Annotated in this window: 14 protein-coding genes and 1 tRNA gene; 9 read left to right on the top strand and 6 right to left on the bottom strand. The window is 61.7% G+C overall.

What is annotated here, in order from left to right:
- Window positions 1-226 precede the first annotated feature (226 nt).
- A complete protein-coding gene (locus EQG66_RS14695; protein ID WP_425470259.1) occupies window positions 227-937 on the bottom strand; it encodes an SIMPL domain-containing protein in 711 nt (236 codons plus the stop codon).
- A gap of 105 nt (window positions 938-1,042) precedes the next feature.
- On the bottom strand, window positions 1,043-1,789 hold the full coding sequence (locus EQG66_RS14690) for a sulfite exporter TauE/SafE family protein (protein WP_129405275.1): 747 nt from the start codon (window positions 1,787-1,789) through the stop codon (window positions 1,043-1,045).
- Window positions 1,790-1,984: 195 nt separating this feature from the next.
- On the opposite strand from EQG66_RS14690, the gene EQG66_RS14685 reads away from it, so the two are divergent.
- From EQG66_RS14685 to EQG66_RS14650, 8 genes are all read left to right on the top strand, one after another.
- Complete coding sequence (locus EQG66_RS14685) at window positions 1,985-3,064, top strand: branched-chain amino acid aminotransferase (protein WP_129405274.1); 1,080 nt, start codon at window positions 1,985-1,987, stop codon at window positions 3,062-3,064.
- Window positions 3,065-3,115: 51 nt separating this feature from the next.
- The gene (locus EQG66_RS14680; RefSeq protein ID WP_129405273.1) at window positions 3,116-3,544 is read left to right on the top strand and encodes a CoA-binding protein; all 429 of its coding nucleotides are present in this window, start codon (window positions 3,116-3,118) and stop codon (window positions 3,542-3,544) included.
- A gap of 51 nt (window positions 3,545-3,595) precedes the next feature.
- Window positions 3,596-5,860 carry a xanthine dehydrogenase family protein molybdopterin-binding subunit gene (locus EQG66_RS14675; RefSeq protein WP_129405272.1) on the top strand — a complete coding sequence of 755 codons (2,265 nt, stop codon included), beginning with the start codon at window positions 3,596-3,598 and terminating at the stop codon, window positions 5,858-5,860.
- A 3-nt stretch (window positions 5,861-5,863) separates the two neighbouring features.
- Entirely contained in the window at window positions 5,864-6,892 is a 1,029-nt protein-coding gene (gene hemH, locus EQG66_RS14670; RefSeq protein WP_129405271.1) for a ferrochelatase, read from the top strand.
- A gap of 28 nt (window positions 6,893-6,920) precedes the next feature.
- Complete coding sequence (gene phbB / locus EQG66_RS14665; RefSeq protein ID WP_129405270.1) at window positions 6,921-7,643, top strand: acetoacetyl-CoA reductase; 723 nt, start codon at window positions 6,921-6,923, stop codon at window positions 7,641-7,643.
- 99 nt (window positions 7,644-7,742) lie between these two features.
- Entirely contained in the window at window positions 7,743-8,027 is a 285-nt protein-coding gene (locus EQG66_RS14660) for a ribbon-helix-helix domain-containing protein (protein ID WP_129405269.1), read from the top strand.
- 67 nt (window positions 8,028-8,094) lie between these two features.
- Entirely contained in the window at window positions 8,095-10,446 is a 2,352-nt protein-coding gene (locus EQG66_RS14655; protein ID WP_164975700.1) for a TonB-dependent receptor, read from the top strand.
- A gap of 127 nt (window positions 10,447-10,573) precedes the next feature.
- Window positions 10,574-11,257, top strand: a complete 684-nt coding sequence (locus tag EQG66_RS14650; RefSeq protein WP_129405267.1) for a Fe2+-dependent dioxygenase — start codon at window positions 10,574-10,576, stop codon at window positions 11,255-11,257.
- A gap of 8 nt (window positions 11,258-11,265) precedes the next feature.
- Here EQG66_RS14650 and EQG66_RS14645 read toward each other — a convergent pair whose 3' ends face one another.
- Window positions 11,266-15,927, bottom strand: coding sequence for an NAD-glutamate dehydrogenase (locus EQG66_RS14645; RefSeq protein ID WP_129405266.1), 4,662 nt, complete (start codon window positions 15,925-15,927; stop codon window positions 11,266-11,268).
- Between the two features lie 146 nt (window positions 15,928-16,073).
- Window positions 16,074-18,227 carry a PAS domain-containing protein gene (locus EQG66_RS15775; protein ID WP_425470258.1) on the bottom strand — a complete coding sequence of 718 codons (2,154 nt, stop codon included), beginning with the start codon at window positions 18,225-18,227 and terminating at the stop codon, window positions 16,074-16,076.
- 327 nt (window positions 18,228-18,554) lie between these two features.
- Between EQG66_RS15775 and EQG66_RS14635 the strand changes: the two genes are divergently transcribed.
- A tRNA-Thr gene (locus EQG66_RS14635) sits at window positions 18,555-18,630 on the top strand.
- Window positions 18,631-18,775: 145 nt separating this feature from the next.
- Here the strand turns inward: EQG66_RS14635 and EQG66_RS14630 are convergent.
- The gene (locus tag EQG66_RS14630; protein ID WP_129405265.1) at window positions 18,776-19,663 is read right to left on the bottom strand and encodes a DNA adenine methylase; all 888 of its coding nucleotides are present in this window, start codon (window positions 19,661-19,663) and stop codon (window positions 18,776-18,778) included.
- A 12-nt stretch (window positions 19,664-19,675) separates the two neighbouring features.
- Window positions 19,676-20,440, bottom strand: coding sequence for a hypothetical protein (locus EQG66_RS14625; protein WP_129405264.1), 765 nt, complete (start codon window positions 20,438-20,440; stop codon window positions 19,676-19,678).
- Window positions 20,441-20,579 lie beyond the last annotated feature (139 nt).

The raw sequence follows: 20,579 nt of genomic DNA, 5'->3' as shown, positions 1-20,579 counted from the left end.
TAACCCGGTCCCTTCACGACCAGCGGTTTTGCGATCCGTCCCCTTCCGTCCGGTCCGGGGTGGCCACCCCGGACCGGACATCGCATCCTGACCCGAACGGACCACAAAGTCATAAGACAAGCGGTTTTCGATCTGACTTAATCAGAATAACCGCTCTAAGCTTTTGTTTTACAGCGATTTCTGAACCGTCAGATAATTCCATCTGACTGGAAATCACTTTAGCCGCTCAGTCCAGATAGAACTCCACGGTGGTGACAACCCGCACCTTTTTATAAGGGGTATCGCTGGCGCCATAGCCGCCTTGCGCCTGATCGCCGTCACGCGGCTCGATCGAGAAATAGCCCTGGCTCGCGCTCTTGATGCTGCCGACTCCGGTGCCGCTGTCTTTCGCGAACTGTTCCGCCGCCTTGCGCGCATCTCTCGTCGCCTGCGCCACCATATCCGGCTTGAGGTCGTTCAGCTTTGTGAAGCTGTAGACCATGTTCGACCCTTCCTGCATCGTTACGCCGCGCCGGACGAGATCGAACTGCCCGGCGACCGCGCGCTGGGCTTTGGCGATGTCGGTCGTGCGCAGCTGCATGCGCTGGGTGATGGTGATCGTATTGACGCCGTTATTGATGTATTGGTTGACACCTGCTCCCACCGGCCGCAGTTCCTCAGCCTGAAAGCCGAGCGAGCGAAAATAATCGTTGAGCGCCTTGCTGCTCTCGTCAATCTCCGCGCGTACGGTGGGCAGGTCGAAGCCGGTGGCGGTGTATGCAATGGTCCATGTTGCGAGGTCTGCCGTCACATCCTTTTCCGCCAGCCCTTTGACGGTGACGGCCCGTTCGGCCTCATGCGCGCGGGTGAGGCCATCGCCCAGCAGATAGCCGCCCGCAACCATGCCGACTGCAAGCAGGGCTGCCGACACGACCAGCACTGTGTTGCGATTTTCCATAAAGCGCATGGCCCTTATCCTTCATGATATACAGAGAAAACTGCCCCAATATCTCTGTATTCCGCCTGAATGATGGCTGGATGGCAAGCGGAATGTGCGTTCTACTCAATACACCCCTATCATTTTCGCACCGGCGATCACCAGAACAACTCCCAATGCGCGCGTGAGGATCGTGGCGTTGAGACGAATTCCAAGCGTGGTGCCCAATATACCGCCCGCCAAAGCCGCCCCGGCATATAGTGGCAGCTGCGCTGGCAAGTTTTGCACCGCGCTCAGATTACCCGCCAGCCCAGCGATCGAATTGGCGAGGATGAATACCGCAGCCACGCCCGATGCGGGCTTGACCGGGGACCACTGCATGAACAACAGGATGGGCGACAGGAAAATACCGCCGCCGGTCCCCGTGAGTCCTGAGAGCAAACCGATAACCGCTCCTGCCAGCAATCCCAGGACAATCGGTGGATCTCGGTGCTCCTTCTCAGCCCGGAGTTGGACCGGCCACAACAGCCGCAATGCTGAAAGCCACAGCACGATGCCGACAAGCGGGCGGTAGATGTCAGACGGCAGGATTATCGTGCCACCCACAAATGCCATGGGCACAGCGGTAACGAGAAACGGCCACAATACGCGCCAGCGGAAAAGACCTGCCCGCAGATAGCGGGCCGAGGCTAGCGATGCGACGATGACGTTGAGCGTGAGCGCTGTGGGCCGCATCGTTGCGGAGGGCACCCCGAACAGCGCCATGAGTGCGATATAGGCCGAAGCCCCGGCGTGGCCGACGCTAGAATACAGCGCCGCACCCACAGCAATCAGCAGCGCCAGCAGCACATCATGGAGGGAGAGGATATCCATGATCCCCCGCTTCGCACAGCCCTCCCAGGCGTGTCAACGTGACCATCCTGAGAGAATATGACATATTATTTTATTATTTTTTTGATATAAGTAATTTTATATCAAAAAAAGGACAGCATACGTTCCCTTTTATGCTTGATCCCCCTTCCCTAATACGGCATAGCCTTGGCCGATTCCGTGCATATTGAGGATGCCATGCAATTCGATATCATTCCCAATCCCGCAGCGCTGAGCGATGAGGCGCGTGCCGCTCATATGGTTGATCCAGGCTTTGGACGCGTCTTTACCGATCATATGGTGACGATCCGCTGGACTGCGGCTGGCGGCTGGCATGAGGCGCAGGTGCGCGCGCGCGCGCCGTTCCAGCTCGATCCTGCCTCGGCAGTACTGCATTATGCGCAGGAAATTTTCGAGGGGCTGAAGGCCTATCGCGCGGAGGATGGCGGCGTCACCATGTTCCGGCCAGAGCAGAATGCCCGCCGGTTCAATGAGTCTGCACAGCGCATGGCGATGCCGGAACTACCGGAGGACGTGTTTGTTCAAGCCTGCGAGGAGCTGATCCGTATCGACGAGAAATGGGTGCCGGGCGGCGAGGGCAGCCTGTATATCCGCCCGTTCATGTTTGCGAACGAGGTGTTTCTGGGTGTCAAGCCGGCGGCAGAGTTCATCTTTTGCGTGATCGCATGCCCGGTTGGCGCCTATTTCAAGGGCGGTGCCAAGCCGATCAGCATCTGGGTTTCAGATCATTACAACCGCGCCGGGCCGGGCGGCACGGGCGCAGCCAAATGCGGCGGCAATTATGCCGCGAGCCTTGTCGCACAGGCTGAGGCAAGCGGGCATGGCTGCGATCAGGTGGTGTTTCTCGATTCGTCGGAGCACAAGTGGGTCGAGGAATTGGGCGGCATGAACCTGTTTTTCCTGTTCGCGGATGGAAGCGCGGTGACACCGCCGCTCGGTGGGACGATCCTGCCCGGCATCACGCGCAATTCCATCCTCCAGCTGCTGAACGCAGACGGCGTGACAGTTAAGGAGCGGCCTTATTCGATCGACGAATGGCGCGCCGATGCGCAAAGCGGCACGCTGACCGAGGTCTTTGCGTGCGGCACGGCGGCGGTGCTGGCCGCGGTGGGGCAGGTTAAGTCCACTGCCGGAGATTTCACGATAGGCAATGGCGGCACAGGATTTCGCACAGAGGCGCTGCGCACCCGCCTTACCGCAATCCAGCGCGGGCAGGCGCCGGGGCCAGAAGGCTGGGTACACAGGGTTAATCTGTAACATTGTAATCGGCGGGGACATTCCCATCTCGGTTTGCGAAGGAGAATGTCCATGCCCCTCTCGTCTGATGCCGAGATTGCCGCCCTGCTGAACTCGGTGCGCACCATCGCGCTGGTCGGAGCATCGCCGAAACAGGATCGGCCTAGCTGGCGGGTAATGGGCAAGCTGCTCGCCCACGGCTATCGCGTCATTCCAGTCAACCCCGGCCTCGCGGGGCAAGAAATTCATGGCCAGACGGTTGTGGGTGCGCTGGCGGACATATCCGGCCCGATCGATATGGTGGACATCTTCCGCAACAGCGAGGCGGCGGGCGCGGTGGTGGATGAGGCGATCGCAGCGGGAGCTGGCGCGGTATGGATGCAGCTTGATGTCATCAACGCGGCTGCCGCTGCGCGCGCCGAGACGGCGGGGCTGCAGGTGGTGATGAACCGGTGCCCCGCGATAGAAATTCCGCGTCTGGGAATCGCTCCGGTCGCCTGACACCATTTCCGCCTTTGCCTTTGCCGCGCGCCTGCGTATCAGGGGCGAACGATGCGGCGCGCGAGTGAACATCCGAGAGCGAAGGGTATTAGCCGGCGCAGCCTGCTTGTCGGCGGCGGTGCGGCGGCGGGGTTAGTTGTGGCGTGGGGGCTGTGGCCGCGCGACTATCAGCCGAACCTCGCGGTGGCGGGCGACGAGAGGCTAATCAATGGCTTTCTCAAGGTGGATAATGCGGGGCAGATCATTGTGGTCGTGCCGCAGCTGGAGATGGGGCAAGGGGTTTCGACCATCCTTCCGCAGATAGTGGCGGACGAGCTGGGGGCGGACTGGCGCATGGTGGCTGTGCAGGGCGCGCCGATCAACCCGATCTATACTAATACATTGTTATCAAAAGAATTTATTAGCAGAGACTGGGTACGCCACGCTGAAGGCGCAGGCGACTGGGCGATCCGCGAATATGCCACCCGCAACGCGATGATGCTGACCGGCGGAGCCACCTCCGTCCGCATGTTCGCGCAAAGCTGCCGCGAGGCGGGCGCGGCGGCGCGCGTGCTGTTGTGCAAGGCGGCTGCGGCGCGCTGGGGTGTGGAGTGGGAGCAGTGCCGCATCACGAGGGGCATCGTCACCGATGGCCAGCGCCGCCTCAAGATCGGGGAGCTGGCGGCGGAGGCTGTTGGCTTTGCGCTGCCAGACGAGCTGCCGCTGCGCGCGGACGACGACGGAGGCGAGCGGCTCGGCGGGCGTGACATACCGAGGCTCGATACGCCGTCCAAGGTCGATGGCTCCTATAATTTCGCAGGCGACATTCGCCTGCCCGGCATGCTCTATGCCTCGATCCGGCAGGGGCCGGTCGGCACCGTGCGCCTGAAGTCCCTCAACGAAGCCGCCGCAAAAAAGGTGCAGGGCTTCAAGCGCATTGTGAAACAGGAAACATGGGTCGCCGCGCTCGCCACCAACTGGTGGGCGGCCAACAAGGCGCTCGATCTGCTCGATCCTGTGTTCGAGGTGGAAAGCTCCCTGCTGGAGAGCGCCGCCATATCGAAGGCGCTCGATGCCGCTTTCGAGAGCGATCATGCCCGCACCATCTTTGCGCGGGGCGATGTGACGGCAAGCTTCACCGGCGCGCAGATCATCCGGGCCGATTTCACCGTCGCCCCTGCCCTTCATCTCGCCATCGAGCCACCGGCCGCCACCGCCCGCGTGGCGGATGGCCGGGCCGAGGTCTGGGCCGCGAGCCAGGCGCCCGCCTTCTGCCGCGCCGCCGTGGCGGAGGCGCTCGGCATGGATGAGGCCAATGTGGTGCTCTATCCCATCGGCGCGGGCGGGTCGTTCGGGCGGCGATACGATCATGATACAGCGGTGCAGGCGGCACTGATCGCGCGTGAAGCGGGTGCGCCGGTGCAGCTCTGCACATCCCGGCTGGAGGATGTGGCGAGTGATCGCCCGCGCCCTCCCGCCCATGCACGGACCTGGGCCAAGCTGGTGGCGGGCGGCAAGGTGGAGGCGATGCAGATCAAGGTCGCAACACCTTCCGCCAACCGCGAGGTCTGGAGCCGCATCGCACACGGCACAGCGCCGATGGAGGCCGCGCGCGAACATGCGGGCAGGGCGGATGCGGCGGCGGTTTCCGGCCTGCCCTCGCCCTATGCCATACCCCACATCACCGTCGATCATTATCCGGCGGACATTCGCCTGCCTGTCGGGCGCTGGCGCGGCAATGCGGATAGCTACACCTGCTTTTTCACCGAATGTCTGATGGACGAGCTGGCGCACCGCGCGGGAGTGGAGCCGATGTCGTTCCGCCTCCAGCACCTCTCCGGCCAGACGCGGCTGGCGCGCTGCCTCACGATCGCGACCGCAATGGGCGGATGGCAGGGCGGCATCATGGGCAGCGGGCAGGGGATTGCGATCCACGCGATGGATGGCGGGTTTATCGCCGTGCTGATCGAGGCGGAGATGACCAGCGGCGCGCTGCGCGCCAAGCGCATCGTCGCCGTGGCGGATCTGGGCGCGCAGCCGCATCCCGACATCGCCCGGCAACAAATTGAGGGCGGGCTGATCTTCGGCCTTGCAGCCGCGACGGGATGCGCCGCGCAGTATAAGCGCGGCATGCCCGCGCGCGCCAATATGGGTCGCTTTGGCCTGCCTGTGCTCGGCGATATCGGCGAGGTGACGGTAGAGCTGATGCCGAGCGAGGCCGCGCCCGCCGGTGTGGGCCAGATCGGCGTGCCCGCGGTTGCGCCCGCGCTTGCTGGCGCGCTTTTCACGATAACCGGGCGGAGGCATCGCGCCCTGCCCCTGCTGAACCCGGAATAAGACATGACCAGCGCCATCCCTGCCCGCCCGTCCGACCATCCCGCGATAGCGCAGCCGAAAGTTGGCGTGCTGTTCGTCAACCTCGGCACGCCCGATGCCCCGGAGGCGGGGGCGGTGAAGCGCTATCTGCGCGAGTTCCTGTCTGACCGGCGGGTGGTGGAGATACCGCCGATCCTGTGGCAGCCGATATTGCGGGGCATCATCCTCAACACCCGCCCGAAAAAGTCCGCCCATGCCTATGCGCAAATATGGACGGAGCAAGGCTCGCCGCTGGCGGTGCATACGCGCGCGGTGGCGGAGGCGATGGCGAGCGTGCTGGCGGCCAAGGGCGTGGTGGTCGATTGGGCGATGCGCTATGGCAATCCATCGATCGCCTCGCGGCTGGCGGCGATGAAGGCGGCGGGGTGCGAGCGCATCCTGTTTGCGCCGCTCTATCCGCAGTATAGCGGCGCGACGACGGCGACAGCGGTGGATGCGTTGGGCGCCGCGCTGGCCAAAATGCGCTGGCAACCGGCGATCCGCACGCTGCCGCCCTATCATGACGAGCCGGCCTATATCGACGCGCTCAGCATCAGCGCGCGGCGGCATCTGGCGGCTCTGGACGGCAAGCCCGATGCGCTGCTGCTCACCTTTCACGGCATGCCGGAGCGGACGCTGCATCTGGGCGATCCCTATCATTGCCATTGCGTCAAGACGGCGCGGTTGCTGTCCGAAGCGCTGGCGGCGGACATTTCTGGGCCGATAGAGCTGAGCTTCCAGTCCCGCTTTGGCCGCGCCAAATGGCTGGAGCCATCGACCGAGGCAAAGCTGGCCGAACTGGCGCAGCGCGGCGTGAAGCGGCTGGCGGTAATGGCGCCGGGCTTCTCTGCCGACTGCCTCGAAACGCTGGAGGAGATCGCGCTGCGCGGGCGCGATACCTTCCGCGCGGCGGGCGGAGAATATTTATATTATTTGCCCTGCATCAATGCTGACAGCGAGGCAATCAGGCTCTATGAAACCCTTATAACACAACAACTCGCAGGCTGGATTTGACCCCCGAAGTTGCAAAAGGACTGGATGAATGGGCAGAATAGCGATCGTTACCGGCGGCACCCGTGGCATTGGCGAGGCAATCAGCATTGCATTGCGGGATATGGGGATGACCGTAGTTGCCAACTATGCGGGCAACGACCAGAAGGCGAAGGAATTCACCGACCGCACCGGCATCGCTGCCTATAAATGGGATGTGGGCGATCATCAGGCCAGCCTTGATGGCTGCGCGCGGGTAGCGGCAGAGGTCGGCCCGATTGACGTAGTGGTCAACAACGCGGGCATCACCCGCGACGGCGTGTTGCAGAAGATGAGCTTCGATGACTGGAACGAGGTGATGCGCATCAACCTCGGCGGCTGCTTCAACATGGCGAAGGCGACCTTTGCCGGCATGCGCGAGCGCGGCTGGGGCCGCATCGTCAACATCGGCTCGATCAACGGGCAGGCCGGGCAATATGGCCAGGTGAACTATGCCGCCGCGAAGTCCGGCATCCACGGCTTCACCAAGGCGCTGGCGCAGGAAGGCGCGAAATATGGCGTGACGGTGAACGCCATCGCTCCCGGCTATATCGACACGGACATGGTGGCGGCGGTTCCCGCGACAGTGCTCGAAAAGATCGTGGCGAAGATCCCGGTCGGGCGGCTGGGCCATGCCGAAGAGATCGCGCGCGGCGTAGCCTTCCTGTGCAGCGAGGATGGCGGCTTCGTCACCGGATCGACGATGTCGATCAACGGCGGGCAGCACATGTATTGAAGCATCGCGTGAAAAAGTGGGAACCGGTTTTTCACACAAGCCCGGTTTTTCACGCAAACTATGCGACAACGAAAAATATAGGGCAGCGCGCGGATCGTCATGACTCGATTGTCTGATCCGCCCGCATCCCCGGCCTTCATCGGGCCGGTCAAGCACAGCGTTACCATCAGGGGGCATCGCACCTCTATCAGCCTTGAACCTGTGTTCTGGGATGCCCTGCGCCGCGCGGCGGAGGCGGAGGGCGAGGCGCTCAACGCGCTTGTCGCCCGCATAGACGAGACGCGCGCAGCATCCCTTTCCTCGACAGATCGCCATAGCATGCAGCACCCGGCCAACCTTGCCAGCACCATCCGTATCTGGCTTTGGGAAAAATATTGCGAGTAATTCGCAACAGCAATTGACTCTGCGAATGATTATCAATAACAGCAGCCTCAACAGGAGGTTGTTGTTCATGACTCGCGTTTTCGGTTCGCCTTTTCCCGCATTTCCCGCCTCGCCCTCGCCCTCGCCTACTCGTGCGCTGGCCGCACTCGCCATCGCCGCGATGCCCTTTGCCGCGTTTGCGCCCGCCGCCCACGCAGACGAGGCCGCGGAAGCCGAGCAACGCAGCACCATTGTCGTGACCGGCCACCGCGAGCATGACTCCAACCCCAATGCGAACCCGGAAGCGCCGTATAAGGTAGAGAAATCTTCCAACGGCAAGTTTACCGAGCCGCTGCGCGACACACCCAAGACCATCACCGCTATCCCGAAGGAAGTGATCGAGGACATCGGCGCGACCAGCTTTCGCGAAGTCGTGCGCTCCACGCCGGGCGTGACGCTCGGCACCGGAGAGGGCGGCAATGCCTTTGGCGACCGCATCTTCATTCGCGGGTTCGAGGCGCGCAATGACGTTTACATCGACGGGCTGCGCGACCCCGGCGTCACCAACCGCGAGATTTTCGCGGTAGAGCAGATCGAGATCGTCAAGGGTCCGTCCGGCAGCTTTGGCGGGCGCGGCACCACGGGCGGCCTTGTCAGCCTGCAATCTAAGCGGCCCGATTTCGTCGACAATTTCCTCGTCGCCGAGGGCGGTGTCGGCACGGAAAACTTCTGGCGCGGCACGGTGGACGCCAACTATCGCCTGTCAGACAGCGTGGCGGTGCGCGTGAACGGCCTGTATCACACCGCCGATACGCCCGGCCGCGACCATGTCGAGACCGAACGCTGGGGCGGCACAGTCGCGCTCACCGCGCACCTTACCGATACGCTGAGCGTGGGCGCGGATTATTATTATATGCGGCTTGAGGGGATACCGGACTTCGGCCATCCGTTCGATGTCACCACGTCAAAGCCCTACAAGGTCGACCGCGACAATTTCTATGGCGTGATCGGGCGGGACTTTCTGGAGAATGGCGCGGATGTTGCGAGCCTGCGGATCCAGTTTGAGCCGACATCCTATCTAAGCTTCAACTCCATCACGCGCTATGGCAAAACCTATAACCATTATCTGGTAGCTGCGCCGGGAACGGTGTGTCGGGTCGCGCGTGATGCCAACGGTATATGCCCGACAGGCGGAACCAGCGTCCCGACGCCCCCCAACCTGACCGCCGTACCGGAAAGCCAATACACCCTCAACGCAGGCAGCCAGCGCCGCTGGGCCGGCAATGAATATTGGGCGAACAGCACCAGCGCGACGGCGGAGTTCGATACCGGCGGCATAAGCCACACGCTCGTGCTGGGCGGCGACTATGCCTATGAAAAGACCACAACGCGCACACTCAATATTGCGGCCTTTGCGGAGGACAGCGCGGGCAACCCCATCGCGGTGCCGACTGCCTTCGTGCGCAACCTGCTCAATCCCAATGCTGTGCTGGGCTATACTATCCCGGTCGGGCCAAATTACAGCGTAGCGCCCATAACCACCAAGGTTCGCAGCTTCGGCGCCTATTTCATCGATACGATCAAGTTCTCACCGCAATGGACCCTGACGCTGGGTGGGCGCTATGACACCTATGATCTGGATTTCGTCAATCCGTCGGCCACGCCGTCGCGCCTGATGACCAGCACGGATTTCATGAACTGGCAGGCCAGCCTGCTCTATAAGCCAGTGGAAGCGATGAGCCTCTATGTCTCATATGCCACCTCGTCCAACCCTTCGGGTGAGCAGGTGGATGGCAGTGGCACCACCTATGGCGGCGCCGCCAGTGCCACCATCAATCTGGAGCCGGAGCGCAACAAGGCGTGGGAGGCGGGTGCGAAATACGAGATGTTCGGCGGCAAGCTGTTGGCAAGTGCGGCGGTGTTCCAGATCATCAAGGACAATGCGCGCGAGAATATCGGCAATGGTGTGTTCAACACCGTGGGCCGCCTGCGCTCGCGCGGTGCAGAGGCCTCCATCACCGGCACGCTTGCGGACAGGATCGAGCTGTTCGGCGGTTACACCTTCCTCGATGCCAAGATTACCAAGTCCCAGACCGCCGCCAATGTCGGCCGCCGCTTCGCCAATGTTCCCAGGCACACGGCGCAGTTGCTCGCGAACCTGCTGGTGAACGATCGCATCAAGGTCGGTGGGCAGGTGTTTGCCCAGAGCAAGATCACCGGCGAGGGCACGACCAGCACCCTCAAGACGCCCTATATCCCCGGCTATGTCCGCTTCGATGCGGTGGCGGAGTTTCACCCGACAGATCGGCTGGAGCTGCGCCTCAATGTGCTGAACCTCACGGACAAGCGCTATTATGACGCGATCTACCGGTCCGGCTCGCCCTTTTCCTACATAGCGCCGGGCCGCTCCGCGACACTGACCGCCAAGATGACCTTCTGATCCGCCATACGAGACGCGGCGCCGCCGACCTTTTGGCGCCGCTCCCGGTCCGTCTGTCACTCCTGCCCTCGCCCCCAAAATGAGAGCCGGAGTTGGCAGGCGGACCGGGTTAGCATAAAGGGCAATCATGCTGATCCAGATCCCACACATGCTGAGCCGCGACGAGGCGCTCGCCCTGCGTGCGCAGATCGCAGCGGCGGAATGGGTAGACGGCAACGAAACCAGCGGCCCCGGCTCCGCGCTCAAGAAGTATAACCGCCAATTGCCCGAAGACAGCCCTGCCGCGCAGGCCGCGCAGCAGGTGGTGGCCCGCGCGCTGGCGGGCAACGCGCTGTTCCTGTCAGCCGCGCTGCCGCACACGATCTTTCCGCCACTGTTCAACCGCTATGGCGATGGCGAGCGTTTCGGCACCCATGTCGACAATGCCGTGCGGGTCCATGGCGCAAGCGGCACCCGCATCCGCACAGACCTGTCCGCCACGCTGTTCCTTACCGACCCGGAAGACTATGATGGCGGCGAGCTGACCATCGAGGGGCCATTCGGCACCGTAGCCTACAAGCTGCCCGCAGGGCATATGGTGCTCTATCCCAGCTCCAGCCTGCACAAGGTTAGCCCTGTGACACGCGGAGAGCGGATAAGCTGTTTCTTCTGGATGCAGTCATTGGTGGCAAGCGCGGAGCAGCGATCCATGCTGTTCGAGCTGGACCAATCGATCCAGGCGCTCACCGTGCGGCATGGCAGCACCGACGGCGAAGTGCTGCGCCTCACCAATGTCTATCACAACATGATGCGCAGCTGGGCTATGTGCTGAGCCGGGCCTTACCGGCTCATCAGCATCCGCGCCTGCCCCGCCAGTTCCGCCAGCATGGCAACGCTGGGCGTAGGCGCGTTTTGCGCGCGGGTAAGCTGGTGATGGAACTGAGCGAGCCGTGGCGCCTGCTGCCGCAGCCACGCATCCACATGGCTGCCGATGTCCGTCACGCCGAGCCGCGCAATCAGCTCCAGCCGAACGCTCTGCATTTCGTGCACGATACCGGAGAGGAGCTGCCGCTCCCACGGGTCTGCGGGTTCCAGCCGCGCCGCTGTGCTCTGTAGCCAGTGGATACCCGTGGCCTCGCCCAGCTGGATTACCGCTTCCGTGACCTCCACCACATCGCCGCCAAGCCGCGCGTTCAGGCTGGCGATGCCGATTATGCCCTCCATCTCATAGAGATGCGAAGTGCGTTGCGCCAGCGACCCCGGCACACCGAGCAGCTCCAGCTCGTCCTCCATCGTCGCGGCACGCAGCAGCAGGCTTTCGGTGAGGATAGCGTCAACCTTGCCTGCCATCTGCTCCACACCGGGCCGCAGCCGCTCCATGCCTTCGCCCGGCTGAAACCCGGTCGGTAATGCACGGATGATCGAGGCCATGTGCGAACGCATGGCCGTTGCGACGAGGCCGAGCAGCTCCAGCCTGCCCGCTTCAGGCATGTCTGTCGCGTCAATCTCGGCCCAGAGCGCGCTGACGCCGAACAGACGATCCGCCACTACGAATGCGGAGGCCATATCCGCCAGCGAGCAGCCTTCCTCTTCGGCCAGCTCATAGGGATGGACCAGCCCCAGCCGGTTGATGATGCGGTTGGCGAGCTTGGTGGCGATGATTTCCTTGCGAAGCTGATGCCGCGCAATGGCGTCCGCCTCGCGTTCCTTCATTAGCGGCGGGAAGGCGGCGGCGAGATCCGTGCCCATGCCGGGGTCGTTCACCAATGCACCCTTTTCGATCGCGTCCTGCAGCGTCAGCTTGGCGGTGGAGAGCAGCACGGCCAGCTCAGGCCGGGTCAGCCCCTTGCCATCCTGTGCGCGGCGGAGCAGCTGATCGTTGGGGCTAAGCCCCTCCACCTTGCGATCGAGTGTGCCGCTTTCCTCGAAGGTTTCAATAAGGCGCACATAGCCGGGCAGCGCCTTGACGCCGCCTGCCTCCGCGATGGAAAGGCCGAGCGCCTGCAAGCGGTTATCCTCCAGCACCAGGTCTGCCACCGCGTCGGTCATTTCAACCAGCAGGGTATTGCGATCCTCCACAGCGAGGCGCCCTTCGGCCATTTCATGATTGAGCGCGATCTTGATGTTCACCTCGTTGTCCGAGCAATCGACGCCCGCGCTGTTGTCGATAAAGTCTGTGTTGATGCGCCCGCCGTTCAAGGCATAGGCAATACGCGCGGCCTGTGTGACGCCAAGGTTCGCGCCCTCGCCCACCACCTTCACCCGCAGTTCCTCGGCATTGACGCGGATCGCGTCGTTCGCGGTGTCGCCAGCCTCGGCGTTGCTCTGGCTCGCGGCCTTCACATAGGTGCCGATGCCGCCGAACCACAACAGATCCGCCTGCGCCCTCAGGATCGCGGTCATCAGCGATGCCGGATCGATCGCATCTTCCGTCACATCGAGCAGGGTCTTCATCTCCGGGCTGAGCGGGATGCTCTTGAGGCTGCGCGGAAACACGCCGCCGCCCTGGCTGATGAGGGACTTGTCATAATCCTCCCAGCTTGAGCGCGGCAGCTTGAACAGCCGGTCACGCTCTGCCCAACTTACGGCGGGATCGGGATCGGGATCGATGAAGATATGGCGGTGGTCAAACGCCGCCACCAGCTTGATCGCCTTGGAGAGCAACATGCCGTTGCCGAACACATCGCCGGACATATCGCCCACGCCGACCACGCGCACGCTCTGGCTCTGCACATCCACGCCCATTTCGGCGAAGTGCCGCTGGACAGAGAGCCACGCGCCGCGCGCGGTGATGCCCATCGCTTTGTGGTCATAGCCGTTGGAGCCGCCGCTGGCGAAAGCATCGCCCAGCCAGAACCCGCGCTCCAGCGCAATGGCGTTGGCAACATCGGAGAAGGTAGCCGTTCCCTTGTCCGCCGCGACGACGAAATAGGGGTCCGCGCCATCATGCACGATCATGCCCTCTGGGTGTGTCACCGTGCCGCTGACGATATTGTCGGTGACAGACAGCAGCGAGCGGATGAAAATGCGATAGCTCTCCGTGCCTTCCGCCAGCCATGCGTCGCGGTTGACGGCGGCGCTAGGGAGCTGCTTGGGGTAAAAACCGCCCTTCGCGCCCGCAGGCACGATGACGGCGTTCTTCACGCGCTGCGCCTTCATCAGGCCCAAAATCTCTGTGCGGAAATCGTCGCGCCGGTCTGACCAGCGCAGGCCGCCGCGCGCAACCGGGCCGGAGCGCAGGTGAATACCCTCTACCCGCTGCGAATACACCCAGATTTCGCGCCACGGCAGCGGCCTCGGCAGGCCAGGCACCTTCGCGCTGTCGAGCTTGAACGCAAGCGCCAGTTGGCCGCTTTCGAGGAAGAAATTGGTGCGCAGGCAGGCATGGATCACGGCCTGAAACAGCCGGATGATCCGGTCTTCGTCTATCGATGTGACTTGAGCCAACCCGGCGACGATTCCTTCATCCGTGGCTTTGGCATCCTCCGCCCGGTCGCCCATGAAGGCGGGATCGTGGAGCACATGAAACAGATGGACCAGCGCGCGGGTAATATGTTGCTGTTTGCGCAGCGCCTCCACCACCGTCGAAAGGGCGTAGGGCATGCCCGCCTGCTTCAAATAACGGAACAGCGCGCGCATCATTACCACAGACTGGGTATCCAGCCCGGCCGAGACGATCAGGCCGTTAAAGCCGTCATCCTCCGCCTGACCCGCAATGACCTGCGCCATCGTTTGCTGCAACAGTGGCGCACGATCCATCAGCGCGGCGGCGTCTCCGCCATCGTGCCGTGCGAGGAGGAAGCGGTGAATATGGCCGAGCTTGCCCTGCCCCACCGGGGTCGTCACTTCCTCGATAGCCTTGAAGCCGAAATTCTCGAACGCGGGCACCGCGTCTGACAAGGCGATAGGCGCGCTGCTATAAAGCTTGAGGCGGAGCTGCTCGGTCTTGTCGCCCTCGTTGCGATAAAAGCGCACGCGCCTCGTGCTCGCATCGGAAAGCTGCACCATCTCCGCAATATCCGTGGCCGCTTCTTCCGGCCCGGCGCCGATCCGATAGCCTTGCGGGAAGCCGTCGGCATAGGTTTCCGCAAGACGCGCTGCGGTTACGGCATCATGCCGGTCTGCCAGCGCAGCTTCCACGGCAGGCGCCCAGCCGCGCACCATATGCTTCAATTGCGCATCGAGCAGGTCTTCGTCAGGGCTTTTGCCACCCACCCGCAAATCGAGCGTGATGCGCAGCAGCGCCAGGCCGCCCTCCTCCAGCGCTATCGACCAGCTCAGCAGCGGGGCGTTGGCTGCGCCTTTCAACATCTCCTGTATGGCGACGCGACGGCCAGTCGATACCTCGTCGCGGGGCAGCCAGACAAAGGCATATAGATGCCGCGCGAGCGGCGCAGTGGCGAGCACCAGCTTGGGCCGGGGGCGATCCGCCAGCGACATGAAGGTGAGCGCCAGCCGCTCCAGCGTCGCGCGGTCAAACCCGATCAGAATGTCGTGCGGCAGGGCCGTCAATGCATGAAACAGCGCCTTGCCGGCATGGCTGGAGGCATCGAAATGATGCTTTTCCATCAGCGCATTGAGCGCCGAGCGCAAAATCGGCACCCGGTCCGGCGCGGCAGACAGCGCCGCGCTGGTCCACATGCCCGCATGGATCGAGAGCGCGCTTATGGTCTTGCCTTCGCGCACCGGCACGATGAACAAATCGACCAGGCTGGAGCGATGAACCTTGGAAGACTGATTGCTCTTGATAACAAGCGGCGTGCGCCCGCCTTCCTCGAACCATGAGAAAGCGGCCTCTATGCTGGCAGGCGCGAGCAGCGGCTCGGCGCCATCCAGCGCACATATGCCGAGCTCTGCCTCGCAGCTTCCATCGCGGCGGCAGAGCTGGTGCCCGGTCTGGGTGAAATTGCGGTCGAGCAGCCAGCGCAACAGCGATGCGCCTTCGTCATCCGTTACCCGCTCGGCATCGAGGGCGAGTGCTTCCTGCATTTTTGCCCAGTCCACGACCGCCGCACGCACATGGGCCAGCGTGATGCCCAGCGCCGCGTCCAGCCGCTCGGTCTGGCGGGCCGTCACTTGCTCAACCTCTATGAAGATAGCAGACTCACGACGCGCACCGGGGCTATCCTTTGGCAAAATGCGCAGCAGCGCACCCTTGCTATCGCGCTCCACGCCCAGCACCGGATGCATCAGCCGCCGGATGGTAACGCCCTCGGCAGCCAGACACATGGCGATGCTGTCCACCAGAAAGGGCATGTCGTCGTTGACAAGGGCAATACGCAACGAGCGGCCGCCAGCCTTGTTCGCTGCGGCCATGCGCTCAATCACGATAATCGGTGCTCCGGCATCTCTCCTGGCCAGTGCGCGCGCCATAAAATCGGCTGCGGCCTGCGCGGCGGCATCGTCGAAGCCCTCGCGTTCGCCGGGCAGCGCGCCTTGCGCCAGAGCGGACTGGAGCCTCCGCCGGATTTCATCGGCGCTGATATGATCGAGCTTGGACATGCCCCTCTCCTCTCTCCGAGCCATTTGACAGCCCTTTTCTATTATGGGGAACTCAGTCGCACTATGGGTAATTAAAATGAATGTCGGATGACTTTTGTTCGTTTAATCATCGGTAATTCCACACGCCCTGGTGAAGCTTGGCACGCCTATCTCGATTTGGCGCGGATGCTCCTGCTGGCGGCAATCATCAGCTTTTGCGCGGCCTTGTCTTCGAGGCTGACGCCCGTAAGCAACGCGATGCTGCCATCCGCCTCGCGCCGCGCGATAACCACGGCCAGCCCCAGATCACCGAACGGCAGGGAGGCTTCGTCCGCAACCTTTGCCTTCTGGAGCTTGCGCACCGCGCGCTCCAGCCGCTGTGTCGGCTTTGCGCTGGCGGAAGGGCCGCCATTGCGGGCAACGCGCATGTCGCGCACCAGCCCCTTGAGGCCGCCTTTATACACACCGAGCGCCTCGGCCAGTTCGCCCCGCGCATACCCCTGCCCGTTCGCATGATCGAGCGCCAGCGCATATTCGGCGATGCGGGTCTTGTCATAGTCCGCGCCGAAGACGAGCTTGATGACGGCGGTCATCGGGCTGCGCTCCTGCACGGTGATGCCCGCGTCCTCCAGCATTTCGGCATAGTCGGCGGGTGCGGCCTGCGCGCTCAACGCGAAGTCATGCGCATGGCCGATCGCGCGATAGAGGGCGGTGCGGCTGCGGGCATCGCACTCGCGCACTTCGGCGGCGCTGTTGCGGGCTTCGGCCAGCACATCGGCCAGATCACCACCGACCGAGATCATCTCTGCCGACAGCGAAGAGAAAGCAGGTTCAGGCGCGGGCGGCGGCGCCTTGGCGGCGGCCTCCTGCGGAGTATCGAAGGCCATGTCGCCGAGCAGATCTTCCAGCGCCAATTCCACACTGACTGGCTTTTCCGGCATTGGCACTGGCGCTGGCTCTGCCTCTAGCTCATCCTCGGTCTGCGGCGTGTTGGAACTGTCGGAAACCGGCGCTGCAGGCGGATCAAACTCCATCCCGGCGAGAATATCATCCACATCGGGCAGCGCTTCCAGCGCTTCGTCTTGCGGCTCATGCTGCGGCTCATGCTGCGCAGCATCGGCTGCCGAGACATCGACTGTCAGTTCGCCCAGCAAATCATCGACATCGAAATCCAGCCCGTCGCTCATCGCTTGCGGTTCCGGGTCAGCGGCACCCGCCGCGCTATCCTCGTCCATCATGAACGCCGCGAGGTCCAGCTCGTCAAGCGCGCGCTCTTCCTCGGCAATGGCAGCGGGCGCAGGCGCATCTCCCGGCATGGAAAGCAGATCGTCGAGCGATCCCAGCGCATCCAGCGGGTCGATTTCGTCAAGCCCGCTATCCGCTTCAGGGCTGGCAACAGCAAACTCAGCCAGATCGAGCGGGTCCGCCGCCTCTGCCACAGTTTCCGCCACAGAGCCAGCCGTCATTTCCTCCAGATCCGCCAGCGCGGCGGCAACCGGATCTTCCCCGATAGTGCCCACCTCGTCAAAGCCGTAGTCGCCGTCATCCGCAAGTTTTTCCGTCACTTCGGCGCTATCGACCGTATCAAACCCGTGATCCGCGCTTTCCGCTGGATTAGGTTCGGTCATGTCGACCAGATCGTCGAGATACTCCTGCTCGCGCGCATTCGGCACATCGTCAGGGTCGGCGAAATCATAGGTGGCGGACGGGCCATCGGCCCAGATCGGCGCGGAGGGATTGGCGGGCGGAGGCGCGGCCAGCGCTGCCTCCACTTCGGCGCCCAGCTGCTCCAACACGCTGTCGCTTACCGCCTCTTTCCAGTTGATGACGCCATAGATGAAGTCGATCGTCTCGTCGTCTGATGAAAACGGCATCAATATGCCGCGATAGCGGATCGAGACATCGCGCTGGTTGAGGAATTCCGCCTCAAAGCCGACCGGGGCGGCATTGGCTATGATCTGGAGATAATGATCGGTCAGGCGCGTCAGCAGCGATCGCGCAGGCACATCGGCCACCCGCTCGATTGCGCCATCAATGCCACATTCCTCACGCAGAGCAGAGCCAAGATACAATATCGCCGGGTTCTCCAGCCCCATCGAGAAATCGAGCAGCACGCTGTTGGCGCTGAAATCCTGCGTATCCTCCGGGTTCAGATCCTCGATCGAGGGGAGCGTGCGGTTGCCGAGCAGCGAGACCCAGTAATTATAGGCGCGCACATGCATGCGCCGCTCGCTGGACCCAAACATCGGCGGCGCTTCTATCGCGCCGAAATCGTCGATGTCTTCGTTCTCGATGTCGGTCTGACCGCGTAAACTGTCCATTGGCACACCCTGTCCTGCCCCAAACCAATAGTCTGGCTCAATGTGGCACATTCGCACGGCTATGGTTAACAAACGCTAAAACGAGGCGGGAGCGGGGTGGGGGCGCCTGGGGCCGAAGCGCCGAAGACAGATGGCGCACACGGTTCCACCTTGCCAGCCCGCACCGCTGCTGTTATGCGCGCCGCTGCAAGCACCGGCTCGCCCGGCCCGCTGCGCCGCTTTAGCTCAGTTGGTAGAGCATCGCATTCGTAATGTTTGGATCGCCCGCCGAATCCAGACTAAGGTTACAAGGCGGAACGTAGGATGTAAGGACGGGATAAGGGTTAAGCCGCTTTAGCTCAGTTGGTAGAGCGCCACATTCGTAATGTGGATGTCAGGTGTTCGAGTCACCTAAGCGGCACCACCCTCTTTAGCCTTCACTGCCATTTCCCGTTCGACGAACACATCTCCCGCAAGGACAAACCGCTGGGTCTTGCTTGGGTAGTTTGGGCCGTTAGGTCAGAAAAGGCTATGTTTTTGCCGTTACCTGATCTGCTGAGTTGCCGTCACTAGGCTGCGCTGCGATATTGTGGGCGGTGGAAGAGTCTTTCGCGTACGGCGTTAGGTAGTATCAACCCCTTCGACGCAACGAGTAGTTCGGTCCCGATCCGCTTAGTTTGGACCGAATAGTTTACATCAAAACTGAACTGGCGTCGCGCTTTGTAAAGATAAGAAATTTCAGGGGTGTTATCGTAAGTGAGTATCCAAGGGCGATCTAGCCCTAATACGGCTTGGCTGACCGCGAGGTGATCTGCCGGATTGTAGAAGCTGGTGTAGAGACTTGACCCCTTATTGTAGTAAGGCGGATCAATGCAAAAAAATGATCTCGTGGGTAAATCCCGCTCCATATCTTCCAGAAATAGAAGTGCATCTGATCTATAAAAGTGTATTCGACTTTTATATTTAGAAATTCTATTTACGCGTCGTATAAGTTCTTCGCGATTAAACCGGCAATCTATCTTGTAGTTCCCTTGCTGCTCCATCCCGCCGATGACACCTGCCCCCTTGATAATGCCGGATCGGTTCGTGCGGTTAAGGAAAAAGGTGGCGAAGCCGACCGTCAAATCGTCATAATCGCCTTGATTGAGATAGATTTCCCGCTGGCTGTGCCATTCATCCATATCTACTGGCGTCGTAGCGATCTTCTCCACAAACGCTTTTGTCTCGGTGAGAATCGAAGTCCAGAAAGCCCATATTGTACGATCAATGTCGTTAAGATGAATGTCGCTGACATGTCCCCCAAACAGCAGGGACAACGCTAATCCACCACCTCCAGCGTACGGTTCGGCGTAGTGCGCGCGTTCCAACCTGTTCAAACGCAGAATGTGACCAGTCAAATCATACAGGCAGGACTTGCCGCCTGGATAGCGAAGAGGGGATGATGTACGTGATGCCATAGTCGTCCGCTATCACACTCTGGTGGGTTCGGCCACAGCGCGGCTATGGTTTTTTGAGAGAGCTTCATCAGCGCATTTCACAATCAAATCCTTCAATGTTTCCATATCATTAATCAGTTGCTCGCCATTAAATAACGCCGCGCTACCGTCATGCTTGGTAACATCGCCTGAGGTTGATACCCGCCGTAATGCCTCATTGAGGCTCTTGTCGCCTTTGCCGGTGGACAGGCCATAACCTTGAAGGCGGGTCTTACTGAAAAATGACGGAAAGTCGGTGCCGACATTCCGCCCTGCCTTCGCTGTCAAAGATTCCAAAAATGCCCATGCGCCGATTGCTACCAGTGGAGTGTGGGCATCGAGTGAAACCGAACAGATGGAATTGTAGAGGTTAGGTAGCTTATCTCCCCCAAGTCCTTCCAAAGCGTTCATCACTTCCTGCTCATAAGGTACGAACCGCCGGGGTTTCCGCTTCTTGGGTCGTTTCGACTTTGCGCCGGATTTGCTGCCAGATGCGGTAGCACGTGCCAGTGAGACTGGTTCCGTGCGCTCATGGCTTTGACCGTGAACCGCACCCAGTTCGCGAGCATAGGCAGTGTGTTGATCTTTGTTGGCACGACTGTTCACGTTGCCGCTGCTAAGGTCATCGAGAAACTTCCGAAGCAGCAAGTCAAAATCCGGTTTGGTTCGGTTTCGGCTAATGTCGTTGACGTTGCTGCTGTCAATGCCCAGTGCCTCACGTACAAGCGGATTAACAAGATATCGCTGCACCGTCGTCAACTTGCCTTTGCGGTGTTGATTTTCATTGAGAGTTGACCCGGTGTTTTCACTGAGAAGTGACCCGTCTTGTGATTATGTTTCGATTAATTCCTGTGGGTCAAGATAGTGCTTTCTCCTTTTTGGGTTTTGCCTGCTGGGC

Source organism: Sphingobium fluviale (assembly GCF_004122115.1).
In the GTDB taxonomy this organism is placed as follows: domain Bacteria; phylum Pseudomonadota; class Alphaproteobacteria; order Sphingomonadales; family Sphingomonadaceae; genus Sphingobium; species Sphingobium fluviale.
Note: the sequence above shows the minus strand (reverse complement) of the source record. Positions and strands in the feature narration are given on the sequence as shown.

Bases quoted from the DNA above. Each gene is read 5' to 3' on its own strand.
- EQG66_RS14695 (WP_425470259.1), bottom strand. From the start codon at position 937: ATGGAAAATCGCAACACAGTGCTGGTCGTGTCGGCAGCCCTGCTTGCA.
- EQG66_RS14690 (WP_129405275.1), bottom strand. From the start codon at position 1,789: ATGGATATCCTCTCCCTCCATGATGTGCTGCTGGCGCTGCTGATTGCT.
- EQG66_RS14685 (WP_129405274.1), top strand. From the start codon at position 1,985: ATGCAATTCGATATCATTCCCAATCCCGCAGCGCTGAGCGATGAGGCG.
- EQG66_RS14680 (WP_129405273.1), top strand. From the start codon at position 3,116: ATGCCCCTCTCGTCTGATGCCGAGATTGCCGCCCTGCTGAACTCGGTG.
- EQG66_RS14675 (WP_129405272.1), top strand. From the start codon at position 3,596: ATGCGGCGCGCGAGTGAACATCCGAGAGCGAAGGGTATTAGCCGGCGC.
- hemH (WP_129405271.1), top strand. From the start codon at position 5,864: ATGACCAGCGCCATCCCTGCCCGCCCGTCCGACCATCCCGCGATAGCG.
- phbB (WP_129405270.1), top strand. From the start codon at position 6,921: ATGGGCAGAATAGCGATCGTTACCGGCGGCACCCGTGGCATTGGCGAG.
- EQG66_RS14660 (WP_129405269.1), top strand. From the start codon at position 7,743: ATGACTCGATTGTCTGATCCGCCCGCATCCCCGGCCTTCATCGGGCCG.
- EQG66_RS14655 (WP_164975700.1), top strand. From the start codon at position 8,095: ATGACTCGCGTTTTCGGTTCGCCTTTTCCCGCATTTCCCGCCTCGCCC.
- EQG66_RS14650 (WP_129405267.1), top strand. From the start codon at position 10,574: ATGCTGATCCAGATCCCACACATGCTGAGCCGCGACGAGGCGCTCGCC.
- EQG66_RS14645 (WP_129405266.1), bottom strand. From the start codon at position 15,927: ATGTCCAAGCTCGATCATATCAGCGCCGATGAAATCCGGCGGAGGCTC.
- EQG66_RS15775 (WP_425470258.1), bottom strand. From the start codon at position 18,227: ATGGACAGTTTACGCGGTCAGACCGACATCGAGAACGAAGACATCGAC.
- EQG66_RS14630 (WP_129405265.1), bottom strand. From the start codon at position 19,663: ATGGCATCACGTACATCATCCCCTCTTCGCTATCCAGGCGGCAAGTCC.